This window comes from Aeromonas veronii, assembly GCA_041319085.1.
Lineage (GTDB): Bacteria > Pseudomonadota > Gammaproteobacteria > Enterobacterales > Aeromonadaceae > Aeromonas > Aeromonas veronii_F.
In genome coordinates this window covers 1,216,010-1,233,069 of sequence record CP101033.1, presented here as the reverse complement: position 1 = coordinate 1,233,069, position 17,060 = coordinate 1,216,010, and the positions used below count along the sequence as shown (strand labels likewise).

General features: G+C 59.1%; 16 protein-coding genes, 1 tRNA gene and 1 pseudogene. 11 read left to right on the top strand and 7 right to left on the bottom strand.

All coding sequences use genetic code 11. The features are described 5' to 3' along the window. Positions 1 to 242: 242 nt before the first annotated feature. The 6 genes from kdsA to hemA all read right to left on the bottom strand — a co-directional run bounded on the left by kdsA (position 243) and on the right by hemA (position 5,854). A complete protein-coding gene (kdsA, locus tag NMD14_06065; protein ID XEI33973.1) occupies positions 243 to 1,097 on the bottom strand; it encodes a 3-deoxy-8-phosphooctulonate synthase in 855 nt (284 codons plus the stop codon). Positions 1,098 to 1,280: 183 nt separating this feature from the next. Next, positions 1,281 to 2,081 (bottom strand): tetratricopeptide repeat protein, encoded by an 801-nt coding sequence (locus NMD14_06060; protein XEI33972.1) that lies wholly within the window; start codon positions 2,079 to 2,081, stop codon positions 1,281 to 1,283. Between the two features lie 12 nt (positions 2,082 to 2,093). Further along, positions 2,094 to 2,477 (bottom strand): SirB2 family protein, encoded by a 384-nt coding sequence (locus NMD14_06055; GenBank protein XEI33971.1) that lies wholly within the window; start codon positions 2,475 to 2,477, stop codon positions 2,094 to 2,096. A gap of 64 nt (positions 2,478 to 2,541) precedes the next feature. Further along, entirely contained in the window at positions 2,542 to 3,393 is an 852-nt protein-coding gene (prmC, locus tag NMD14_06050) for a peptide chain release factor N(5)-glutamine methyltransferase (GenBank protein ID XEI33970.1), read from the bottom strand. 61 nt (positions 3,394 to 3,454) lie between these two features. Beyond that, positions 3,455 to 4,543 carry a peptide chain release factor 1 gene (gene prfA / locus NMD14_06045; protein ID XEI33969.1) on the bottom strand — a complete coding sequence of 363 codons (1,089 nt, stop codon included), beginning with the start codon at positions 4,541 to 4,543 and terminating at the stop codon, positions 3,455 to 3,457. 51 nt (positions 4,544 to 4,594) lie between these two features. Beyond that, on the bottom strand, positions 4,595 to 5,854 hold the full coding sequence (gene hemA, locus NMD14_06040) for a glutamyl-tRNA reductase (GenBank protein ID XEI33968.1): 1,260 nt from the start codon (positions 5,852 to 5,854) through the stop codon (positions 4,595 to 4,597). Positions 5,855 to 5,980: 126 nt separating this feature from the next. Between hemA and lolB the strand changes: the two genes are divergently transcribed. The 10 genes and pseudogenes from lolB to NMD14_05990 all read left to right on the top strand — a co-directional run bounded on the left by lolB (position 5,981) and on the right by NMD14_05990 (position 16,158). Beyond that, complete coding sequence (gene lolB / locus NMD14_06035) at positions 5,981 to 6,559, top strand: lipoprotein insertase outer membrane protein LolB (protein XEI33967.1); 579 nt, start codon at positions 5,981 to 5,983, stop codon at positions 6,557 to 6,559. Then, positions 6,559 to 7,407 (top strand): 4-(cytidine 5'-diphospho)-2-C-methyl-D-erythritol kinase, encoded by an 849-nt coding sequence (ispE, locus tag NMD14_06030; protein ID XEI33966.1) that lies wholly within the window; start codon positions 6,559 to 6,561, stop codon positions 7,405 to 7,407. The genes lolB and ispE overlap by 1 nt, the downstream gene beginning before the upstream one ends. Before the next feature lies 1 nt (position 7,408). Further along, positions 7,409 to 7,483 (top strand) — tRNA-Gln (locus tag NMD14_06025). Between the two features lie 291 nt (positions 7,484 to 7,774). Further along, entirely contained in the window at positions 7,775 to 8,722 is a 948-nt protein-coding gene (locus tag NMD14_06020; protein XEI33965.1) for a ribose-phosphate pyrophosphokinase, read from the top strand. Between the two features lie 114 nt (positions 8,723 to 8,836). Further along, positions 8,837 to 10,825 carry a bifunctional metallophosphatase/5'-nucleotidase gene (locus tag NMD14_06015; GenBank protein ID XEI33964.1) on the top strand — a complete coding sequence of 663 codons (1,989 nt, stop codon included), beginning with the start codon at positions 8,837 to 8,839 and terminating at the stop codon, positions 10,823 to 10,825. A gap of 218 nt (positions 10,826 to 11,043) precedes the next feature. Then, entirely contained in the window at positions 11,044 to 11,634 is a 591-nt protein-coding gene (gene pth / locus NMD14_06010) for an aminoacyl-tRNA hydrolase (GenBank protein XEI33963.1), read from the top strand. A 62-nt stretch (positions 11,635 to 11,696) separates the two neighbouring features. Continuing rightward, entirely contained in the window at positions 11,697 to 12,788 is a 1,092-nt protein-coding gene (ychF, locus tag NMD14_06005; GenBank protein XEI33962.1) for a redox-regulated ATPase YchF, read from the top strand. A 347-nt stretch (positions 12,789 to 13,135) separates the two neighbouring features. Next, positions 13,136 to 14,085: pseudogene (locus NMD14_06000) on the top strand (DUF932 domain-containing protein). A gap of 94 nt (positions 14,086 to 14,179) precedes the next feature. Continuing rightward, on the top strand, positions 14,180 to 15,169 hold the full coding sequence (locus tag NMD14_05995; GenBank protein XEI33961.1) for a YqaJ viral recombinase family protein: 990 nt from the start codon (positions 14,180 to 14,182) through the stop codon (positions 15,167 to 15,169). Then, positions 15,166 to 16,158 (top strand): hypothetical protein, encoded by a 993-nt coding sequence (locus NMD14_05990; protein ID XEI33960.1) that lies wholly within the window; start codon positions 15,166 to 15,168, stop codon positions 16,156 to 16,158. The genes NMD14_05995 and NMD14_05990 overlap by 4 nt, the downstream gene beginning before the upstream one ends. Here the strand turns inward: NMD14_05990 and NMD14_05985 are convergent, their stop codons facing one another. After that, positions 16,159 to 16,509 (bottom strand): helix-turn-helix domain-containing protein, encoded by a 351-nt coding sequence (locus NMD14_05985; GenBank protein XEI33959.1) that lies wholly within the window; start codon positions 16,507 to 16,509, stop codon positions 16,159 to 16,161. Between the two features lie 220 nt (positions 16,510 to 16,729). On the opposite strand from NMD14_05985, the gene NMD14_05980 reads away from it, so the two are divergent. Next, positions 16,730 to 17,050, top strand: coding sequence for a hypothetical protein (locus NMD14_05980; protein ID XEI33958.1), 321 nt, complete (start codon positions 16,730 to 16,732; stop codon positions 17,048 to 17,050). Positions 17,051 to 17,060: the final 10 nt, after the last annotated feature.

Below are 17,060 nucleotides of genomic sequence, written 5' to 3'. Positions count from 1 at the left end.
GGGACGAGATATCTGCGTATCTCACCCGTTCTATGTCGTTTCTGCATGACTACGGCGACTACTCTACCTGCAACAAAAAACAATTAAGAGACATTAATCACACAATAAAATTAACACCTTTAACACCACAGCAACCGACATTTATTTGCTCGATGATTAGTTTTATTCTTCAACTAAATATGGCAGATATAAAAATACCCCGCATTGCGGGGCATTTCTCATCAAGCATGACAGCGTCGGGATCAGACCGAGGTATCGAGGGGTTCGAAGCCCTTGATCAGGTCATCGATGGCCTTCATCTGTTTGAGGAAGCCTTCCAGCTTCTCCAGCGGCAGGGCGCTCGGGCCATCACAGCGGGCAATTTTCGGATCCGGGTGGGATTCGATAAAGAGACCGGCCAGACCGACCGCCATACCGGCACGTGCCAGCTCGGTCACCTGCTCGCGACGACCACCGGAGGCCGCCCCCAGCGGATCGCGGCACTGCAGGGAGTGGGTCACGTCAAAGATCACCGGGTAGCCGCCGGTGCTCTTCTTCATCACGCCCAGGCCCAGCATGTCCACCACCAGGTTGTCGTAGCCGAAGTTGGCACCGCGCTCGCACAGGATCAGCTGATCGTTGCCGCACTCCTCGAACTTGTCGGTGATGTTCTTCATCTGACTTGGGCTGAGGAACTGCGGCTTCTTGATGTTGATGACGTTGCCGGTACGGGCCATGGCTTCCACCAGATCGGTCTGGCGTGCCAGGAAGGCGGGCAGCTGGATAACGTCAACCACCTCGGCGACCGGCTTGGCCTGATGGGGCTCATGCAGATCGGAGATCACCGGCATGCCGAAGGTCGCTTTCAGCTCCTGGAAAATCTTCATCCCCTCTTCCAGACCCGGACCGCGGTAGGAGTGGATGGAGGAGCGGTTGGCCTTGTCCCAGCTCGCCTTGAAGACAAACGGGATGCCCAGCTTGCTGGTCACTTCCACGTACTTCTCGCACACCGCCATCGCCATGTCGCGGGATTCCAGCACGTTCATGCCGCCAAACAGCACGAACGGTTTGTCATTGGCAACGTCGATCTGGTTGATCTTGATATTCTTCTGTTCCATCTAAGAGATCCTTAATGAAAGGGCCTGAAGCCAAGTTAGTCCGTTGCAGCCGGGCACAGCGGCCTTGATATTCTTCTGTTTTAGTTTCAAGCCGTCCTTAATGGAGGGGCTTGGGGCCAAGTTAATCCGTTGCGACCGGACGCAGCGGCCTTGATATTCTTCTGTTTTAGTTTCAAGCCGTCCTTAATGGAGGGGCTTGGGGCTAAGATCCAGCGCGGCCAGCTGCACTTTCAGCACATCGGCAACCGGATCGTCCGGGCATTGTTCAATAAAATATTCAAAATCATCGGCGGCCTGGCGCGGACAGTCGAGCTGCTCGTAGATAAAACCGCGATCCCGCGTTTCCAACGGATCGCCGGGTTTCATCCGCAGCAACAGCTCGCTGCAACGCAGCGCCTCGGGCATGCGATCTTCCCGCAGCAGGGCACCCTTGCTGACGTTGAGCAACCGTTCGATGATCTCCCACTGGCCGGAGGGCTGCAGGTAATCGGGGGTGAGGGTCGCCAAATCCCCCAGCGCGCCGCGCAGCAGCAACTCGATGCGGGCCAGACTCAGCTCGTCGCCGGTAAAGGGATCGACATAGACCTCCCCCTCGCCACCGGCAAAGCTCACCAGAAAGTGGCCGGGGAAGCAGATCCCCTCCACATCGAGCCCGAGTTTGCGCCCCAGCTGGATGATGAGAATGCCGAGGCTGACCGGGATCCCCTTGCGCTGAACCAGCACCTGATTGAGGTCGCAGTTGTTGGCCGAGAAGTAATCCTGCCAGTCGCCGTGAAAACCGAGGCTGTGGTAGAAGCCTTGCAGCAACTGCTGACGCACCTCGTCGCAGGAGCCCTCTTCGATCTGTTCGTCCAGCCACTCGTCCAGCAGGTTCAGCTCGCGGATCCCCTGCTCGGCCGAGCCATAAATCTCATCGCTGACTGACAACGCCAGCTCGGTGATGTCGTGGGCCTCGAAATCGGTCCATTCGTCTATGTGTAACATTCTCTTCATGCCTTAGCCGAACACACTCGTCTGTTTGAGCACTGCCAACTTGGCAATAAAGTAGATCCAGCCGAGCGCCCCCAAAAAGGAGCACCAGCGCACCAGATTGCTTTTGGCCAGCCGCAGCGCCATCGCCGCCAGAAATACCAGCACCAGAATGGCCATCAGCTTCTCGCTGAGCCAGGGCGTTCCGTTATTGATCGGGTTGAGATCCAGCACCATGCAGAGCAATACGCCGGAGAGCACCACCAGTCCGTTGAGCCAGCCGCTGACCTTGATCACCGGCGCGCTGTAGGCACGGCCAGTGGCGGTCTGTACCCAGTAGAAGCGAAGCATAAACATCAACACAGCCCCGGCAATCAGGGTGAGGTGCAGGTGTTTGAGCACAAAAACCATATTCAATCCTTGCATGGGGGCGCACAGGCAACCCACCGTGTAACAGTAACAGTGAGGGGGGCCATCAACGTAGCGGGCAGAGGCCCAGCGTCACCCTGTCGTTATCCCCGTAATCGCGTACCGTGTCTACCTCACGGTAGCCGCCATCGCGCAGCAACTGACGCACCGACGCCCCCTGATCCCAGCCATGCTCCAGCAACAACCAGCCATCGGTCAGCAGATAAGTGGGGGCATGGGCCACGATGTGGCGGATATCGGCCAGCCCGGCGTCATCGGCAACCAGCGCCGAGCGAGGCTCAAAGCGCACATCCCCCTGCTCGAGATGGGGATCGGCGCCATCAATATAGGGGGGATTGGAGACAATCACCGCAAAACGGGGCGTCTTGTCGCGATCCGGCTCGCTCAGCGGCTCGAACCAGCTGCCGTCGCGCACCTCGATGGGCAATCCCAGCGCGACGCTGTTTTCACGGGCCAGCGCCGCGGCATCCGCCATCCGCTCCACCGCCCATACATCGACCTCAGGCCGCTCGGATTTGAGCGCCAGCGCTATGGCGCCGGTGCCGGTGCCCAGATCCAGCACGGCGCAAGGCCCCTGCGGGATTTTAGTCAGCGCCTGCTCGACCAGCACCTCGGTATCGGGACGCGGGATCAGGGTCGCCGGACTCACTTTGAGGGGCAGCGACCAGAACTCCCGCTCGCCCACCAGATGGGCAATGGGTTCGCCCGCCAGTCGGCGTGCCAGCCACCCCTGCAGGGTCGCCAGCTGGGCGGCATCCAGTTCGCGCTCGGGCCAGGTCATCAGATAGCTGCGACGGCAATCGAGCAGATGGCAGAGCAGCACATCGGCGTCGGCGCGGGGGGATTCCCCGCCAGCCAATACGGTCATGATATGGGCGCGGGCCTGCTGGATCTGCATCAGTGACACACCGCCTTATGGGCACAGTAGTTAATGCGAGCTTGCCGGTTCACCATCCGCATCAGTTGCTCTCGGCCAACGAGGCGAGCTGATCGGCCTGATACTCCTGCACCAGCGGCATGATGATGCAGTCCAGATCCCCTTCCAGGATCTCGGAGAGACGGTACAGGGTCAGGTTGATGCGGTGCTCGGAGAGACGGCCCTGCGGGTAGTTGTAGGTGCGGATACGCTCGGAGCGATCGCCGGAGCCCACCAGATTGCGGCGGGTGCTCTGCTCGGCGGCGCGGTGGCGCTCATCCTCGGCCGCTTGCAGGCGGGCGGAGAGCACCGACATCGCCTTGGCGCGGTTCTTGTGCTGGGAGCGCTCGTCCTGACACTCCACCACCAGCCCGGTCGGCAGGTGGGTGATGCGAATGGCCGAGTCGGTCTTGTTGACGTGCTGACCACCGGCACCGGAGGCACGGAAGGTGTCGATCTTCAAGTCGGAAGGGTTGATCTCGATCTGCTCGGCTTCCGGCACTTCCGGCAGCACGGCGACGGTACAGGCGGAGGTGTGCACCCGACCCTGAGATTCGGTCTCCGGCACCCGCTGTACCCGGTGGCCACCGGATTCAAACTTGAGACGGCCATAGACGCGCTCGCCGTCGATCTTGGCGATCACCTCCTTGTAGCCACCGTATTCACCGTCGTTGCAGCTGACGATGGAGACGCGCCAGCCCTGACGCTCGGCAAACCTTGAATACATGCGGAACAGGTCACCGGCAAAGATGGCCGCTTCGTCGCCACCGGCACCGGCGCGGATCTCCAGATAGCAGTTGTTGTCATCCTTGGGATCCTTGGGCAGCAGCATCACCTGCAGCTCCTGCTCCAGCGCCTCCAGATTGGCCTTGGCGAGCGGTAGCTCCTCCTGCGCCATCTCGCGCAGGTCGGCATCGTCCTCATCCAGCATCATCTGGGTGGTCTCCAGATCATCCTGCGCCTGACGATAACGCTGGAAAGCGTGAACGATATCTTCCAGCTGGGCATATTCACGGGTCAGGGCGCGGTAGCGATCCTGATCCGAGACCACGTCCGGCTCGCCGAGCATGGCCTGTACTTCTTCGTGGCGCTCGATGAGGCCTTCCAGCTTTCTGATCAGTGACGGATTCATAACTCTTGCATTCTCAATGGAGGACGGGACAACCGGCAGGTTGCCCGAAAATTATGGCTCTTGTGACAACCCCAGCGCCTGCCGCAAGCGGGAGAGCTCGCTCTGATCCCCCCGGGAGGCAGCCTGGCGCAACGCCTGGGTCGGCGCGTGGATCAATTTGTTGGTGAGGCGATGGGCCATCGCCTTGAGCGCCTGTTCGGCACTCTCGCCCTGGGCCAGTGCCAGCAGGGCCCGTTGCAACTCTTCGTCAGCCACCTGTTGGGATTGATGGCGATAGTCGCGAATGAGATCGACCGAGCTCTGGCCGCGATACCAGCCCATGAACTCGTCGCGCTCCTCCTGCACGATTACCTCGGCTTGTGCCGCGGCCCGTTTGCGGGTCTCCAGATTCTGCTCGATGATCCCCTGCAGATCATCCACCGTGTAGAGATAAGCATCGGAGAGCTCATCGACTTCGGCTTCGATGTCGCGCGGTACGGCAATATCCACCAGAAACATCGGCTTGAAGCGGCGGGCCTTGAGGGCGCGCTCCACCATCCCCTTGCCGATGATGGGCAGCGGGCTCGCCGTCGAACTGATGACGATATCCGCCTCGTGCAGATAGTCGGGGATCTCTTCCAGCGTCATCACCTGGGCGCCGAATTCGGCCGCCAGGGTCTGAGCGCGCTGCAAGGTGCGGTTCGCCACCATCATCTTGGTGACGTTCTGCTCGCGCAGGTGGCGGGCCACCAGTTCGATGGTCTCCCCCGCCCCGACCAGCAGTACCTTGGTCTGGGAGAGATCGGAGAAGATCCGCCGACCCAGGCTGACGGCGGCAAACGCCACCGACACCGCACTGGCGCCAATCTCGGTATCGGTGCGCACCCGTTTGGCCACCGAGAAGGATTTCTGGAACAGCCGCTCCAGCGTCCCCTTGAGGGATTCAGACTGCTGGGCGTGGCCGTAGGATTGCTTGATCTGCCCCAGGATCTGCGGCTCTCCCAGCACCAGCGAGTCAAGGCCGCATGCCACCCGCATCAGGTGGCGCACCGCCTCTTCGTCATGGTGCTGATAGATAGCATTGACCAATTCGGCCGCGTCCAGCCCGTGGAATTGCTGCAGCCAACGCAACACTTCACCCTGCTGCTCACCATCCAGATTGCAGTAAAGCTCGGTGCGGTTGCAGGTAGAGACGATCACCGCCTCACTGACACCGGGTTGGCTCACCAGCTCACGCAAGGCGCGATCGATGCAGTCCGGGCCAAAGGCGACCCGTTCCCGCAAGGCGACACTGGCGGTGTTGTGGTTGATTCCGAGGGCAAGCAAACTCATGAGTGGGCGACGATCATTTCTTACGCTGGGTGCAAAGGCTGCCAATTGTACGAGAAAGGGTAAGTCTTTAAAAGCAATACGGCCGCCCCGTATACTGTGGCAAATTCCTCTCTCAGGAGCCGTCTCTTGCTGCTACGTATTTTTACCCTCACCTGCCTGCTGTTGCTGGCCGGTTGTGCCACCACCCAGCCCCAGCGTGACCAGGTGAACTGGAACCAGGAGCGGGCCCGCCTCGAACAGCTCACACATTGGGAGCTCTCCGGCAAGATGGCCATCATCACCCCCCAGCAAAAGGGCAGTGCTCGCCTCAACTGGCAGCAGGATGGCGAGGATTATCGCCTCAACCTCACCAGCCTGATTGGCACCAGCATTCTGGAGCTCTCACGCAGCAAGGGGGAGATCACCCTGCTCGACAGCGACGGCAATCGCCACCAGAGCCAGGATGCCGAAGCGCTGATCTATCAGCTCACCGGCTGGAATATTCCGGTCGCCGGATTGCCGGAGTGGATCAAGGGGCTGCCGGGTCAGGCGGAGTTTGAACTCAACCCCGACAACAGTCTGGCCAGCGTGCGTGACGGCCAGTGGCAGATCGTCTATGGCGATTATCGGGATCAGGATGGCTACCGCCTGCCGCACCAGCTGACCATGACCGGCCAGAACAGCCGCCTCAAGCTTCAGATTAACCAATGGACTCTTGCACGTTAATGGCTTCCACACGCTGGCCGGCACCGGCCAAACTCAACCTGTTTTTACACGTCAATGGCCGTCGTCCCGATGGCTATCACGAGCTGCAGACCCTGTTTATCTTCCTCAACCACAGCGACTGGCTCGAGTTCGAGGTGATTCCTGATAGCGACACACTCACCCTAAGCCCGGCCATTCCCGGGGTACCGGATGATCAGAACCTCATCATCCGTGCCGCCCGCCTGCTGCAGGCAACCCTGTCGAGCCCGCAGGGGGCCCATATCCGGCTGGAAAAAGTGTTGCCCATGGGGGGCGGTATTGGCGGCGGATCGTCCGATGCCGCAACCACGCTGGTGGCGCTTAACCACCTCTGGCAGGCGGGTTTGAGCGAAGATGAACTGGCACAACTTGGCGTCCAGCTGGGGGCCGATGTGCCGGTGTTTGTCCGTGGCAAGGCCGCCTTTGCCGAAGGGGTCGGTGAGCGATTGCAACCGGTCGAACTGCCCGATGCCTGGTATCTGGTGCTCAAACCCGATTGCCATGTGGCGACCGCGGCGGTGTTCCAGGATCCGGACCTGCCGAGAGCCACGCCAAAAATGGCGCTGGACAACCTGCTGGAAGGCGAGTGGAAAAACGATTGCGAATCACTGGTGAAAAAGCGCCACCCCGAGGTTGCCAATGCGCTCGGCTGGTTGCTAGAATACGCGCCGTCAAGAATGACGGGCACAGGAGCCTGCGTCTTTGCTCAATTTGAAGACGAAGTGACTGCTCGGGAAGTGTTGGCCTGCGTGCCGAAGGGACTTGATGGGTTTGTCGCCAAGGGCGAGAACATATCACCTCTCTTCTCCACATTGCAACAGTTCAAATGATTGGGGTATCGCCAAGCGGTAAGGCAGCGGGTTTTGATCTCGCCATTCCTAGGTTCGAATCCTAGTACCCCAGCCAATTTTCGAGCATCGGTAATTAGCTGTGATAAACGATGACAGATCTTTGATCTGGTCATCGCGCCCAGAGTAAACCCTTGGGACGCAGCCAATTCAGTCCAGTCAAAAGCTTGTGATGATATTCGTGGCCGGTTTTGCTCTCGGCCACGGATTCGGGTTACCGGTATCATCACAATCATTCATTGGGCAGCAGACGCCTTGTACGTTATCTTGATAAATCGTTTGCCCCAAAACGATAGGGTCTGATTTCAGACTCCCCCACATACTGGATGCAACCCCGAGGTTTCAAACCGTGCCTGACATGAAGCTGTTTGCTGGTAACGCAACGCCGGAACTAGCCCAGAAGATCGCAGATCGCCTGTTTATCAAACTCGGCAATGCTGCCGTAGGTCGCTTTAGCGACGGCGAGATCAGCGTACAGATCAATGAGAATGTACGTGGTGGCGATATCTTCATCATTCAATCCACCTGTGCCCCGACCAACGACAATTTGATGGAATTGATCGTCATGGTAGATGCACTGCGTCGTGCTTCAGCTGGCCGTATCACTGCCGTTATTCCCTACTTTGGTTATGCCCGTCAGGACCGCCGCGTCCGCTCCGCCCGTGTACCTATCACCGCCAAGGTTGTCGCTGACTTCCTCTCCAGCGTCGGTGTGGATCGCGTGCTGACCGTTGACCTGCATGCCGAGCAAATCCAGGGTTTCTTCGACGTTCCGGTAGACAACGTGTTCGGTAGCCCGGTGCTGCTGGAAGACATGAAGGCCAAGAACCTCGAGTCTCCTGTCGTCGTCTCCCCGGACATCGGTGGCGTAGTGCGTGCCCGCGCTATCGCCAAGCTGCTGGATGACACCGACATCGCCATCATCGACAAGCGCCGTCCCCGCCCGAACGTCTCCCAGGTCATGCACCTGATCGGTGACGTTGCCGGCCGCGACTGCATCATCGTTGATGACATGATCGACACCGGCGGCACCCTGTGCAAAGCCGCAGAGGCCCTGAAAGAGCGCGGTGCCAAGCGTGTATTCGCTTACGCCACTCACCCGGTCTTCTCCGGTTCTGCCGTCGAGAACATCAAGAACTCCGTGATCGACGAGCTGATCATCACCGACTCCATCCCGCTCACTGCGGAGATGAAAGCGGTAGGCAAGGTCAAGCAGCTGACGCTGTCAACTGTGCTGGCCGAAGCCATTCGTCGCATCAGCAACGAAGAGTCCATCTCTGCCATGTTTGAGCATTGATAGATTCAGCAATAACGAAAACCGCCATCAGGCGGTTTTCGTCTTTCTGGACCTTCTCTTTCCAACTTCTGCTATCTGGTACGACCCTGCCCCGGCAGGCTTAAGGATTTACCCATGAATTGCTTGCGTCCCCTCCTGCTCGCGACCCTCACCTCCGCCCTGTTCGCCTGTCAGCCCGTCAAAGAGAACCACCCCTTCGTGCTGACTCTGGCTCACATGAACGACACCCACTCCCAGTTTGATCCGGTCAATGCCGAGATCAAAGGGCAGATCTTTGCCCAGCAGGGGGAGACGGACACCCTCTATACCCGCTTTGGCGGTTATCCGCGTCTGCTGACCATGGCGAAAGCCTATCAAGCCGATGCGCTGGCCAAGAACCAGCCCTTGCTGCTGCTGCACGGCGGCGATGCCTGGCAGGGCAGCGGCTACTTCAAGCTCAACGAGGGGATGGCCAACGCCGAGTTGCTGAGCCAATTTGGCCTCGATGCCATGGCGCTGGGCAACCACGAGTTCGATCTGGATAACCAGAAGCTGGCCCGCTTCATCGAGGGGGTCAACTTCCCGGTGCTGGCCGCCAACCTCGACACCAAGGCCGATCCGGCCCTCAGCAAGGCAGATAACCTCAAGCCTTTCGTGGTCTACGCCTTTGACGGCAACCAGAAGAGCCCGGTCACCGACATCAACAACCTGCCGCAAGGCAAGCAACTGGTTGCCGTCATCGGTCTGGTGCTGGAAGACATGGGCAATATCGCCCCCAACGTCGGCAAGCTGCGCTTTGGCAAGGAGGTCGCCTCAGCTCAGGCCACGGTGGATATGCTGCAAGCCAAGGGGATCCATCAGATCGTGGCGCTCACCCACATCGGCAACGAGCGGGATCTGGCGCTGGCGGCCAAGGTGAACGGCCTCGATGCCATCGTCGGCGGCCACTCCCACAGTCTGCTCGGCGATTTTCGCAATATCGGCTGGGGCAAGACCGGCGATTACGCCAAGCTGGTGACCAATCCGGATGGCATCGGCAAAACCTGCGTGGTGCAGGCGGGCTCCTATGCCCAGGCCATTGGTCTGGCCCAGGTGACCTTTGACAGCCAGGGTCAGGTGACCAGCTGCCAGGGGCACAACAGCCTGCTGGCCAGCCGCGACTTCTTCGCCGATGCGGCGCGCAAGCAGGCGCTCGACGATGCCCGCAGCAAAGAGGCGAGCCAGTTTGTCGACAATCAGCCCAATCTGGTGACCGTGGATGAAGATCCGCGCCTGCGCGGTATCATCGACAGCCACTACAAACCGGCGCTGGAGCAAGCCTACGGCCCGGTGATCGGCACCATTCCCGCCCAGTTGCAAAATGCCCGTCGTCCCGGCGACAACGGCAGTGACAGCCACGGCTCAGATGTGGTGCCGCTGGTTGCCGAAGGGGAGTTCTACTGGGCCAATACCCCAGCAGTGCAAGCCCTGACCGGTGGCCCGGTCGATTTTTCTCTGGTGGCGGTGGGTGGCGTGCGCGCCGACCTGCCCGCTGGCGAGTGGCGCGAGGGGGATAGTGCCCTCACCCTGCTGCCGTTCAAGAACCAGCTCTCGGTGCTGACCCTGACCGGCGCCGAGGTGCGTGCCCTGTTGACCGAGACCATCACCGCCACCCTGCCCGCCAGCGCCCATGCCGGCAAGTTCCCCTACGGTGGCCACCTGCGTTACACCTTCCAGGAGACCGATGCAGGTAAGGCGGGCACCCTGACCCAGTTGCAGCGCAAGACCGCAAGCGGCGAGTGGCAGGATCTGGTGGATAACCAGCGCTATCGGGTGGTGATGAACGCCTACAGCGCCAACGGCAACGATGGCTGGCAGGCTCTGGCCAATGCCCAGAGCCAGAAGAGCGAGCGGGTCGACATCGCCAGCGTCAATGGCAAGTTGACCGCCTTCCCGGTGCTGAAAGTGGCACAAAACGGCGAGCTGCTGAGCGCCGTCTATGCCCCGGACCAGGCCCTCGATTGCAAGGCCAGCGGTGTGGATTGTGGCACCGATGCAGCTTCTTTCGTGGAGTATGTGCGCGATGCCCGCCCCACCCTGACCGCACTGGATGAAGAGACCGTCACCCTGCTGCGTGCCAAATAACGACTGTAGTCAACCGGGCACATTCCATCGGTAAGCCGAAACGGGCCTCACGCAAGAGGCCCGTTTGCCCACAGTTAGCCACCCATTAGCCGCAATAATGCTGCAAATCCCGCCATAACATGCGCATTGGTTGAGTGATCGCCACTCGGCGGCTAGAATATTGCGTCCTATTGCCCTGGGTAGTGTGCCCACGGCAGCTGCGAGTGAAGACATCAAGCGTGACAAGCGAAATCAAACTGATCGTCGGACTGGGCAACCCCGGCCCGGAATATGCCAAGACCCGCCACAATGCAGGCGCCTGGTATGTGGAGCAACTGGCTCGCTGGCACAATGTCAGCCTGCGTGAAGAACCCAAGTTCTTCGGCCATACTGCCCGCATCCTGGTCGAGGGGCAGGATGTGCGGCTGCTCATCCCGAACACCTATATGAACCTCTCTGGCAAGGCGGTGGCCGCACTGGCGCGTTTTTATCAGATTGAGCCGGAAGCGATGCTGGTGGCCCATGACGAACTTGATCTGCCGCCGGGCATCGCCAAGTTCAAGCAAGGTGGTGGTCATGGTGGCCATAACGGCCTCAAGGACATCATCGCCAAGATGGGCAACAACAATAACTTCTTCCGGCTGCGTCTCGGGATCGGCCATCCCGGCAGCAAAGAGCAGGTGGCCGGCTTCGTCCTGACCAAGGCCCCCAGCAGTGAACAGAACCTGATCGACGCCGCGCTGGACGAGTCTCTGCGCGCCACCGATATCCTGTTCAAACAAGATATGACCAAGGCCATGAATCGGCTGCACAGCTTCAAGGCTGAATAAAAGCATGACACGGGCCGCCTGCGGGCGAGCCTCACAGCATCCATCAAGTAAGGTAATAATCCATGGGTTTTAAATGCGGTATCGTGGGCCTGCCCAATGTAGGCAAATCCACCCTGTTCAACGCGCTGACCAAGGCCGGTATCGAAGCCGCCAACTTCCCGTTCTGCACCATCGAGCCGAACACCGGTGTGGTCCCAATGCCGGATCCCCGCCTCGATCAGCTGGCTGCCATCATCAATCCGCAGCGCGTTGTGCCGACCACCATGGAATTTGTGGACATCGCAGGCCTGGTTGCCGGCGCCTCCAAGGGTGAAGGTCTGGGCAACCAGTTCCTGGCCAACATCCGTGAAACCGAAGCGATCGGCCACGTGGTGCGCTGCTTCGATGACGAAAACATCATTCACGTTGCCGGCAAGGTCTCCCCTGCTGACGATATCGAAGTGATCAACACCGAGCTGGCCCTGTCGGATCTGGACGCCTGCGAGCGCGCCATTCACCGCCAGTCCAAGCGCGCCAAAGGCGGCGACAAGGATGCCAAGCTGGAAGTGGAAGTGCTGGAGAAGATCCGCGTCGCGCTGGAAAACGGTCAGATGATCCGTGGTCTTAAGCTGGATAAAGAAGAGCTGGCCGCCGTGAGCCACCTCAACTTCCTGACCCTGAAACCCACCATGTATATCGCCAACGTGGCGGAAGATGGCTTCGAGAACAACCCCTACCTCGACAAGGTGCGTGAAATCGCCGCCGCCGAGAACGCTGTCGTGGTCGTGGTCTGCTGCGCCATCGAAGCGGACATCGCCGAACTGGACGACGAAGATCGCGCCGAGTTCATGGCTGACCTTGGCATCGAAGAGCCGGGCCTGAACCGCGTTATCCGCTCCGGTTACCAGCTGCTCAACCTGCAGACCTACTTCACCGCCGGTGTGAAAGAGGTACGCGCCTGGACTATTCCGGTCGGTGCCACCGCCCCGCAAGCGGCTGGCAAGATCCACACCGACTTTGAAAAAGGCTTTATTCGCGCCCAAACCATCGCCTTTGAAGACTTTATCAACTACAAGGGTGAGCAAGGCGCCAAGGAAGCGGGCAAGATGCGCGCCGAAGGGAAAGATTACATTGTCAAAGATGGCGATATCATGAACTTCCTGTTCAACGTCTAAAATAAAATTATTGTTTATTTTCAATTACATAAAACCGCATGGCGCAGCTATTATTAGTTTGAGTACACTTTTGCGTACACACTAGGCAGCGCTAGGCATGCATAATTGTTATCAAAAGGGCCTATCTAAAATCTGATAGGCCCTTCTCTTTCCCCGCTCCAACTGTACCTCCTTTTGAGTCCAATCTTTTAATTTGTACACCACAGTGCAGCAGCAGCGCTGCATTCCATAGCTAGAAACCAGACAAGTAAATAAGTCTCATTTGAATTAATTTCAGCTATATATTATCTCCATGAACCTACCCAAGGGACTGCTCTGTGCAGTCCCTTTTTCATTGGAGATCTCTCATGGCTCACCTGATCGATACGATGGCCTACACCGGTCAAACGCCCTGGCATGGCCTTGGCAATATTTTGCCCCCGCAACAATCTCTCGATATCTGGCTGCAGGCAGCCGGGATGGATTGGACCATCGAGCAGAGCGACGTGATGTTTAACGTCGCCTCCGATGCGCTGCATATTCGCCCCTACAGCGACAGCAAGGTACTTTACCGCTCCGATACCCTCGCCCCCCTGTCGGTGGTCTCAAGCCGCTACAACGTGGTACAGCCTCACGAGGTACTGCACTTCTATCAAGACCTAGTGGAGGCCGGTGGCTTTGAGCTGGAGACCGCGGGCTCGCTCAAAGGCGGCCGCAAGCTGTGGGCACTGGCCAAGACCGGCCAGGATCTAAAACTCAAAGGCAATGACTTGGTAAAGTCCTATCTGCTGTTGGCGACCAGCTGCGACGGCACACTCTGCACCACGGCGCAGTTCACGTCTCTGCGGGTGGTCTGCAACAACACCCTGCAGATGGCACTGCGTGGCGCTACCGGCGCCATCAAGGTGCCCCACTCCACTCAGTTCGATGCGGCGACCGTCAAAGAGTCGCTCGGACTGGGGCTCTCCCATTGGGATGAGTTCAAAGTCCAGACCAAGGCGCTGGCACAACGGCAAGTCGCCCCCGAAGAGGCACTACGCTTTTTCAGCGACTTGCTGGCGCAACCGCTGGATGAGGAGAGCATCATTCTCACCAAGCCGGTACAACGGCTGCATGAGCTCTATCAGGGCGCGGGTATGGGCTCAGAGCTGCCAGCTCTCGCAATACCGCCTGGGGGCTGGTCAATGCGGTCACCGAATACGTGGATCACCACCGCCGTGCCCGCAGCCAAGATCACCGGCTTGATTCCGCTTGGTTCGGTCAGGGTGCCCAACTCAAATCCCAAGCCCTGAATCAGGCCCTCACCCTACTGCAGTAATTCCGCTTCCCCATTCAAACCGCATAACGACCTCACCCGGACTGGCGCAAGCCAATCCGGGCGTCGCCATTTATGCCGTCAACAAGGAGTCGTCATGAAAGCAAAAGCCAAATACGGCCAAGCCCTGCGGCTGACCTCTACTACCCAGTTAACCCGCGAGCAGTGGCTCGCTATCCGCAAGCTCGGCATTGGTTCTTCCGATGCCGCCGTGGCAGTGGGGCTATCCCCCTACAAATGTCCGCTCAGCCTGTGGCTAGAGAAGACTGGTCGCAAGGAGCCGGAAGATATCTCCCATAAGGAAGCGGTGCTGTGGGGCATCGAGCTCGAACCTGTGCTGGCACAGGTCTATGCCAAGCGCACAGGCTACAAGGTGCGCCGCGTCAATGCAGTGCTGCAACACCCCGAGCAACCCTTCATGCTCGCCAACCTCGATCGGGAGGTAGTCGGCCACCCCGATGGGCCGGGCATTCTGGAGATCAAGACCGCCAGCTATCACAGCGCCCCCCAGTGGGAGGAAGGAGTGCCGGTGGCTTACCAGTGTCAGGTGCTCCATCAGCTGGCCGTCACTGGCCATGCCTGGGCTGAGGTGGCAGTGCTCATCGGCGGCCAGGATTTTCGGATTTACCGCATCGAGCGCGATGAGGAGAAGATCCAGGATCTCACCGAGCGGGAAGCGCAGTTCTGGCAGATGGTGCAACAAGAGCAGCAGCCAGAGCCTGACGGATCCAGTGATGCCGCCAATGCCCTGAGCTGGCTGTTTCCGCGTGACGATGGCCAGACGGTGGATCTCTCCGATTCTCCCGAGTTCAACCAGCTGTTTGGCGAGCTACTGCGCTTGCGTCAGCAGAAGGAAGCTGTCGAGCTGCAGGAGTCGCAGCTCAAGCAGCGGCTGCAAGCCACTTTGGGTGAAGCGACAGCCGGGTTGTTTGCCGATGGCAAGATCACTTGGAAACGCAGTAAAGACCGGCTGGCTCCGGATCTGGATAAGCTCGGACAGGATCATCCCGACCTGCTCACCCGTTACGTCAAACCGGTGCCCGGCGTGCGCCGTTTCACCATTCAACCCTTGAGGCAAACACCATGATCAAAGGACTGGCGATTACCCCGCCCGTGATCGGGCGGATCTGCATCGGCAAGCTGGTGCAAAAACAGGATAAGTGGGTGCCGGAGAAGGACGACAGCTTCACCCTCACCACCCAGGTACAACAAAAGGGGGGATGGTTGCTCCATCCCCTGCATCAACACTATTCATCGCAAAAGAGTGGCCAAGGGCAGGAGCAGACCAAGATCCGCGCCATTCCAGTGAGGGTGCTGTTCAACGATAGCGACTTGAATCTGCGGGCGGAATACAGCGCGTTTGACCGGCAAACCGGCAGGCCGCTCTGTGTCGGCAATGGGGAGGTGGCGAGACGTGTGGGGGCGCAAGGCATGGAGGAGGTCAGCTGCCCTGGACCAGAGCGCTGCGCCTTTGCCGGGCAACAGGGTTGCAAGCTGTACGGGCGACTGAATCTGTTTGTGGAAGGGCAAGGGGATGAGTTGGGTAGCTTTATCTTCCGCACCACCGGCTACAACTCGGTACGCACACTGGCGGCGCGACTGAAGTACCTAGAGGCTGTGAGCGGTGGCCATACCCGCTATCTGCCGCTCACCCTGCGGTTGCGGGCCAAGAGCACCACCCAGTCCTACCGTACACCGGTCTACTACGTGGATTTAACCTTGCGGGAAGAAACCAACCTGACCGAGGCAGTCAGACAGGCTCAGGAGGAGGCCCAGCGTGACCAAGAAGCAGGCTTGGCCATCAAGCAGATGGAGCAGGCTGCTCGCGAGTTGCTGCGTAACGGCCAGTTTGAGGATATCGATGAAGAGGTGCCGATGCTGCTGGAGGAGTTCTATCCCGAAGCTAACAGCGACGAGACAGCGAATGGTAACGCTGATGCAGTGGCGACTACCTCGCTTAACGCACCGCAAAGCCAAGCAAGCAGAACACCGCAGAGGCCACAACCAAGAAGGAGCCCACTCACCAACAAATTGGGGAAAGGGAGCCCATCCCCTCCCCCAGTAACTGGCGGGTGATCAGCGGGGACGAGCCAACCGATCTACCAACCGCTCCACTGTTTCCAGCAACAGGCTTCGGTCGGCATCATCAAGCCGGGCCAGTTGCTGGCTCAGCACAATACCCTGCTCGGTCGGGCGGTTACTGGTCTCACGCAGAAAGTCGGCTAGCTCACAACCAAACAGTTGAGCGAGCTCCGCCAGCCGCACCACGGTCGGCACCACAATCCCCCGCTCCATCCGGGAGACAGCCTCCATCCCGATATTGAGGTGTTCAGCCACCTGCTCCTGGGTAAACCCGGCCTGGTTACGCTGACGCCCAATCGCCTTACCCACGTTCTTGGCTAACTGCTCAAAGTTGATATCTGTCATAAGTCCTCCAACCAACTCGTATGGTTGGATATAGACCTGTTGACATGAAGAACTCTGAAAGGCGAGGATCAACCAAATAGGTTGACATTGGTACTTTGGCGTGGGATTTCAGAACGAAAGTAAATCCATCAACCAATACTCCACAACCCTCATTTCCCGCTGTGCAACCACCGCATGGCCACGGGAAATGAAAAGTCATTTTTATCCATAAGGAGACATCATGAAACGTTACTTTGTTATCGCGGGCCTGCTTTTTCTGGCCCTGACCATCAACATCGCCTGGACCGGCAAAGCTCCCTGGCTTGGATTTTGGGGGCTAACCGCCTCCTTCGTGTTCGGCACGCTTTTTACCGGTGTTGGCATGTGTATCGGGGAGTGGTTTCGCCGCTTTACCCACCCGGACTGGATCTCGACCAGCGGCGCTGTCGAGACCTTCAAGGCCAAAGTGTTTTGGCTGATGGGGCCACAGGCCATCGGGGCGCTGATCGGCTTTTTCGCCTTTCAGGGCTTTATGAACAACATTCTCGGCTATGCCGTGTAAGGAGTGTGGG

Coding starts and splice junctions, on each gene's coding strand:
- kdsA (XEI33973.1), bottom strand. CDS start 1,097: ATGGAACAGAAGAATATCAAGATCAACCAGATCGACGTTGCCAATGAC.
- NMD14_06060 (XEI33972.1), bottom strand. CDS start 2,081: ATGTTACACATAGACGAATGGACCGATTTCGAGGCCCACGACATCACC.
- NMD14_06055 (XEI33971.1), bottom strand. CDS start 2,477: ATGGTTTTTGTGCTCAAACACCTGCACCTCACCCTGATTGCCGGGGCT.
- prmC (XEI33970.1), bottom strand. CDS start 3,393: ATGCAGATCCAGCAGGCCCGCGCCCATATCATGACCGTATTGGCTGGC.
- prfA (XEI33969.1), bottom strand. CDS start 4,543: ATGAATCCGTCACTGATCAGAAAGCTGGAAGGCCTCATCGAGCGCCAC.
- hemA (XEI33968.1), bottom strand. CDS start 5,854: ATGAGTTTGCTTGCCCTCGGAATCAACCACAACACCGCCAGTGTCGCC.
- ispE (XEI33966.1), top strand. CDS start 6,559: ATGGCTTCCACACGCTGGCCGGCACCGGCCAAACTCAACCTGTTTTTA.
- NMD14_06015 (XEI33964.1), top strand. CDS start 8,837: ATGAATTGCTTGCGTCCCCTCCTGCTCGCGACCCTCACCTCCGCCCTG.
- ychF (XEI33962.1), top strand. CDS start 11,697: ATGGGTTTTAAATGCGGTATCGTGGGCCTGCCCAATGTAGGCAAATCC.
- NMD14_05995 (XEI33961.1), top strand. CDS start 14,180: ATGAAAGCAAAAGCCAAATACGGCCAAGCCCTGCGGCTGACCTCTACT.
- NMD14_05990 (XEI33960.1), top strand. CDS start 15,166: ATGATCAAAGGACTGGCGATTACCCCGCCCGTGATCGGGCGGATCTGC.
- NMD14_05985 (XEI33959.1), bottom strand. CDS start 16,509: ATGACAGATATCAACTTTGAGCAGTTAGCCAAGAACGTGGGTAAGGCG.
- NMD14_05980 (XEI33958.1), top strand. CDS start 16,730: ATGAAACGTTACTTTGTTATCGCGGGCCTGCTTTTTCTGGCCCTGACC.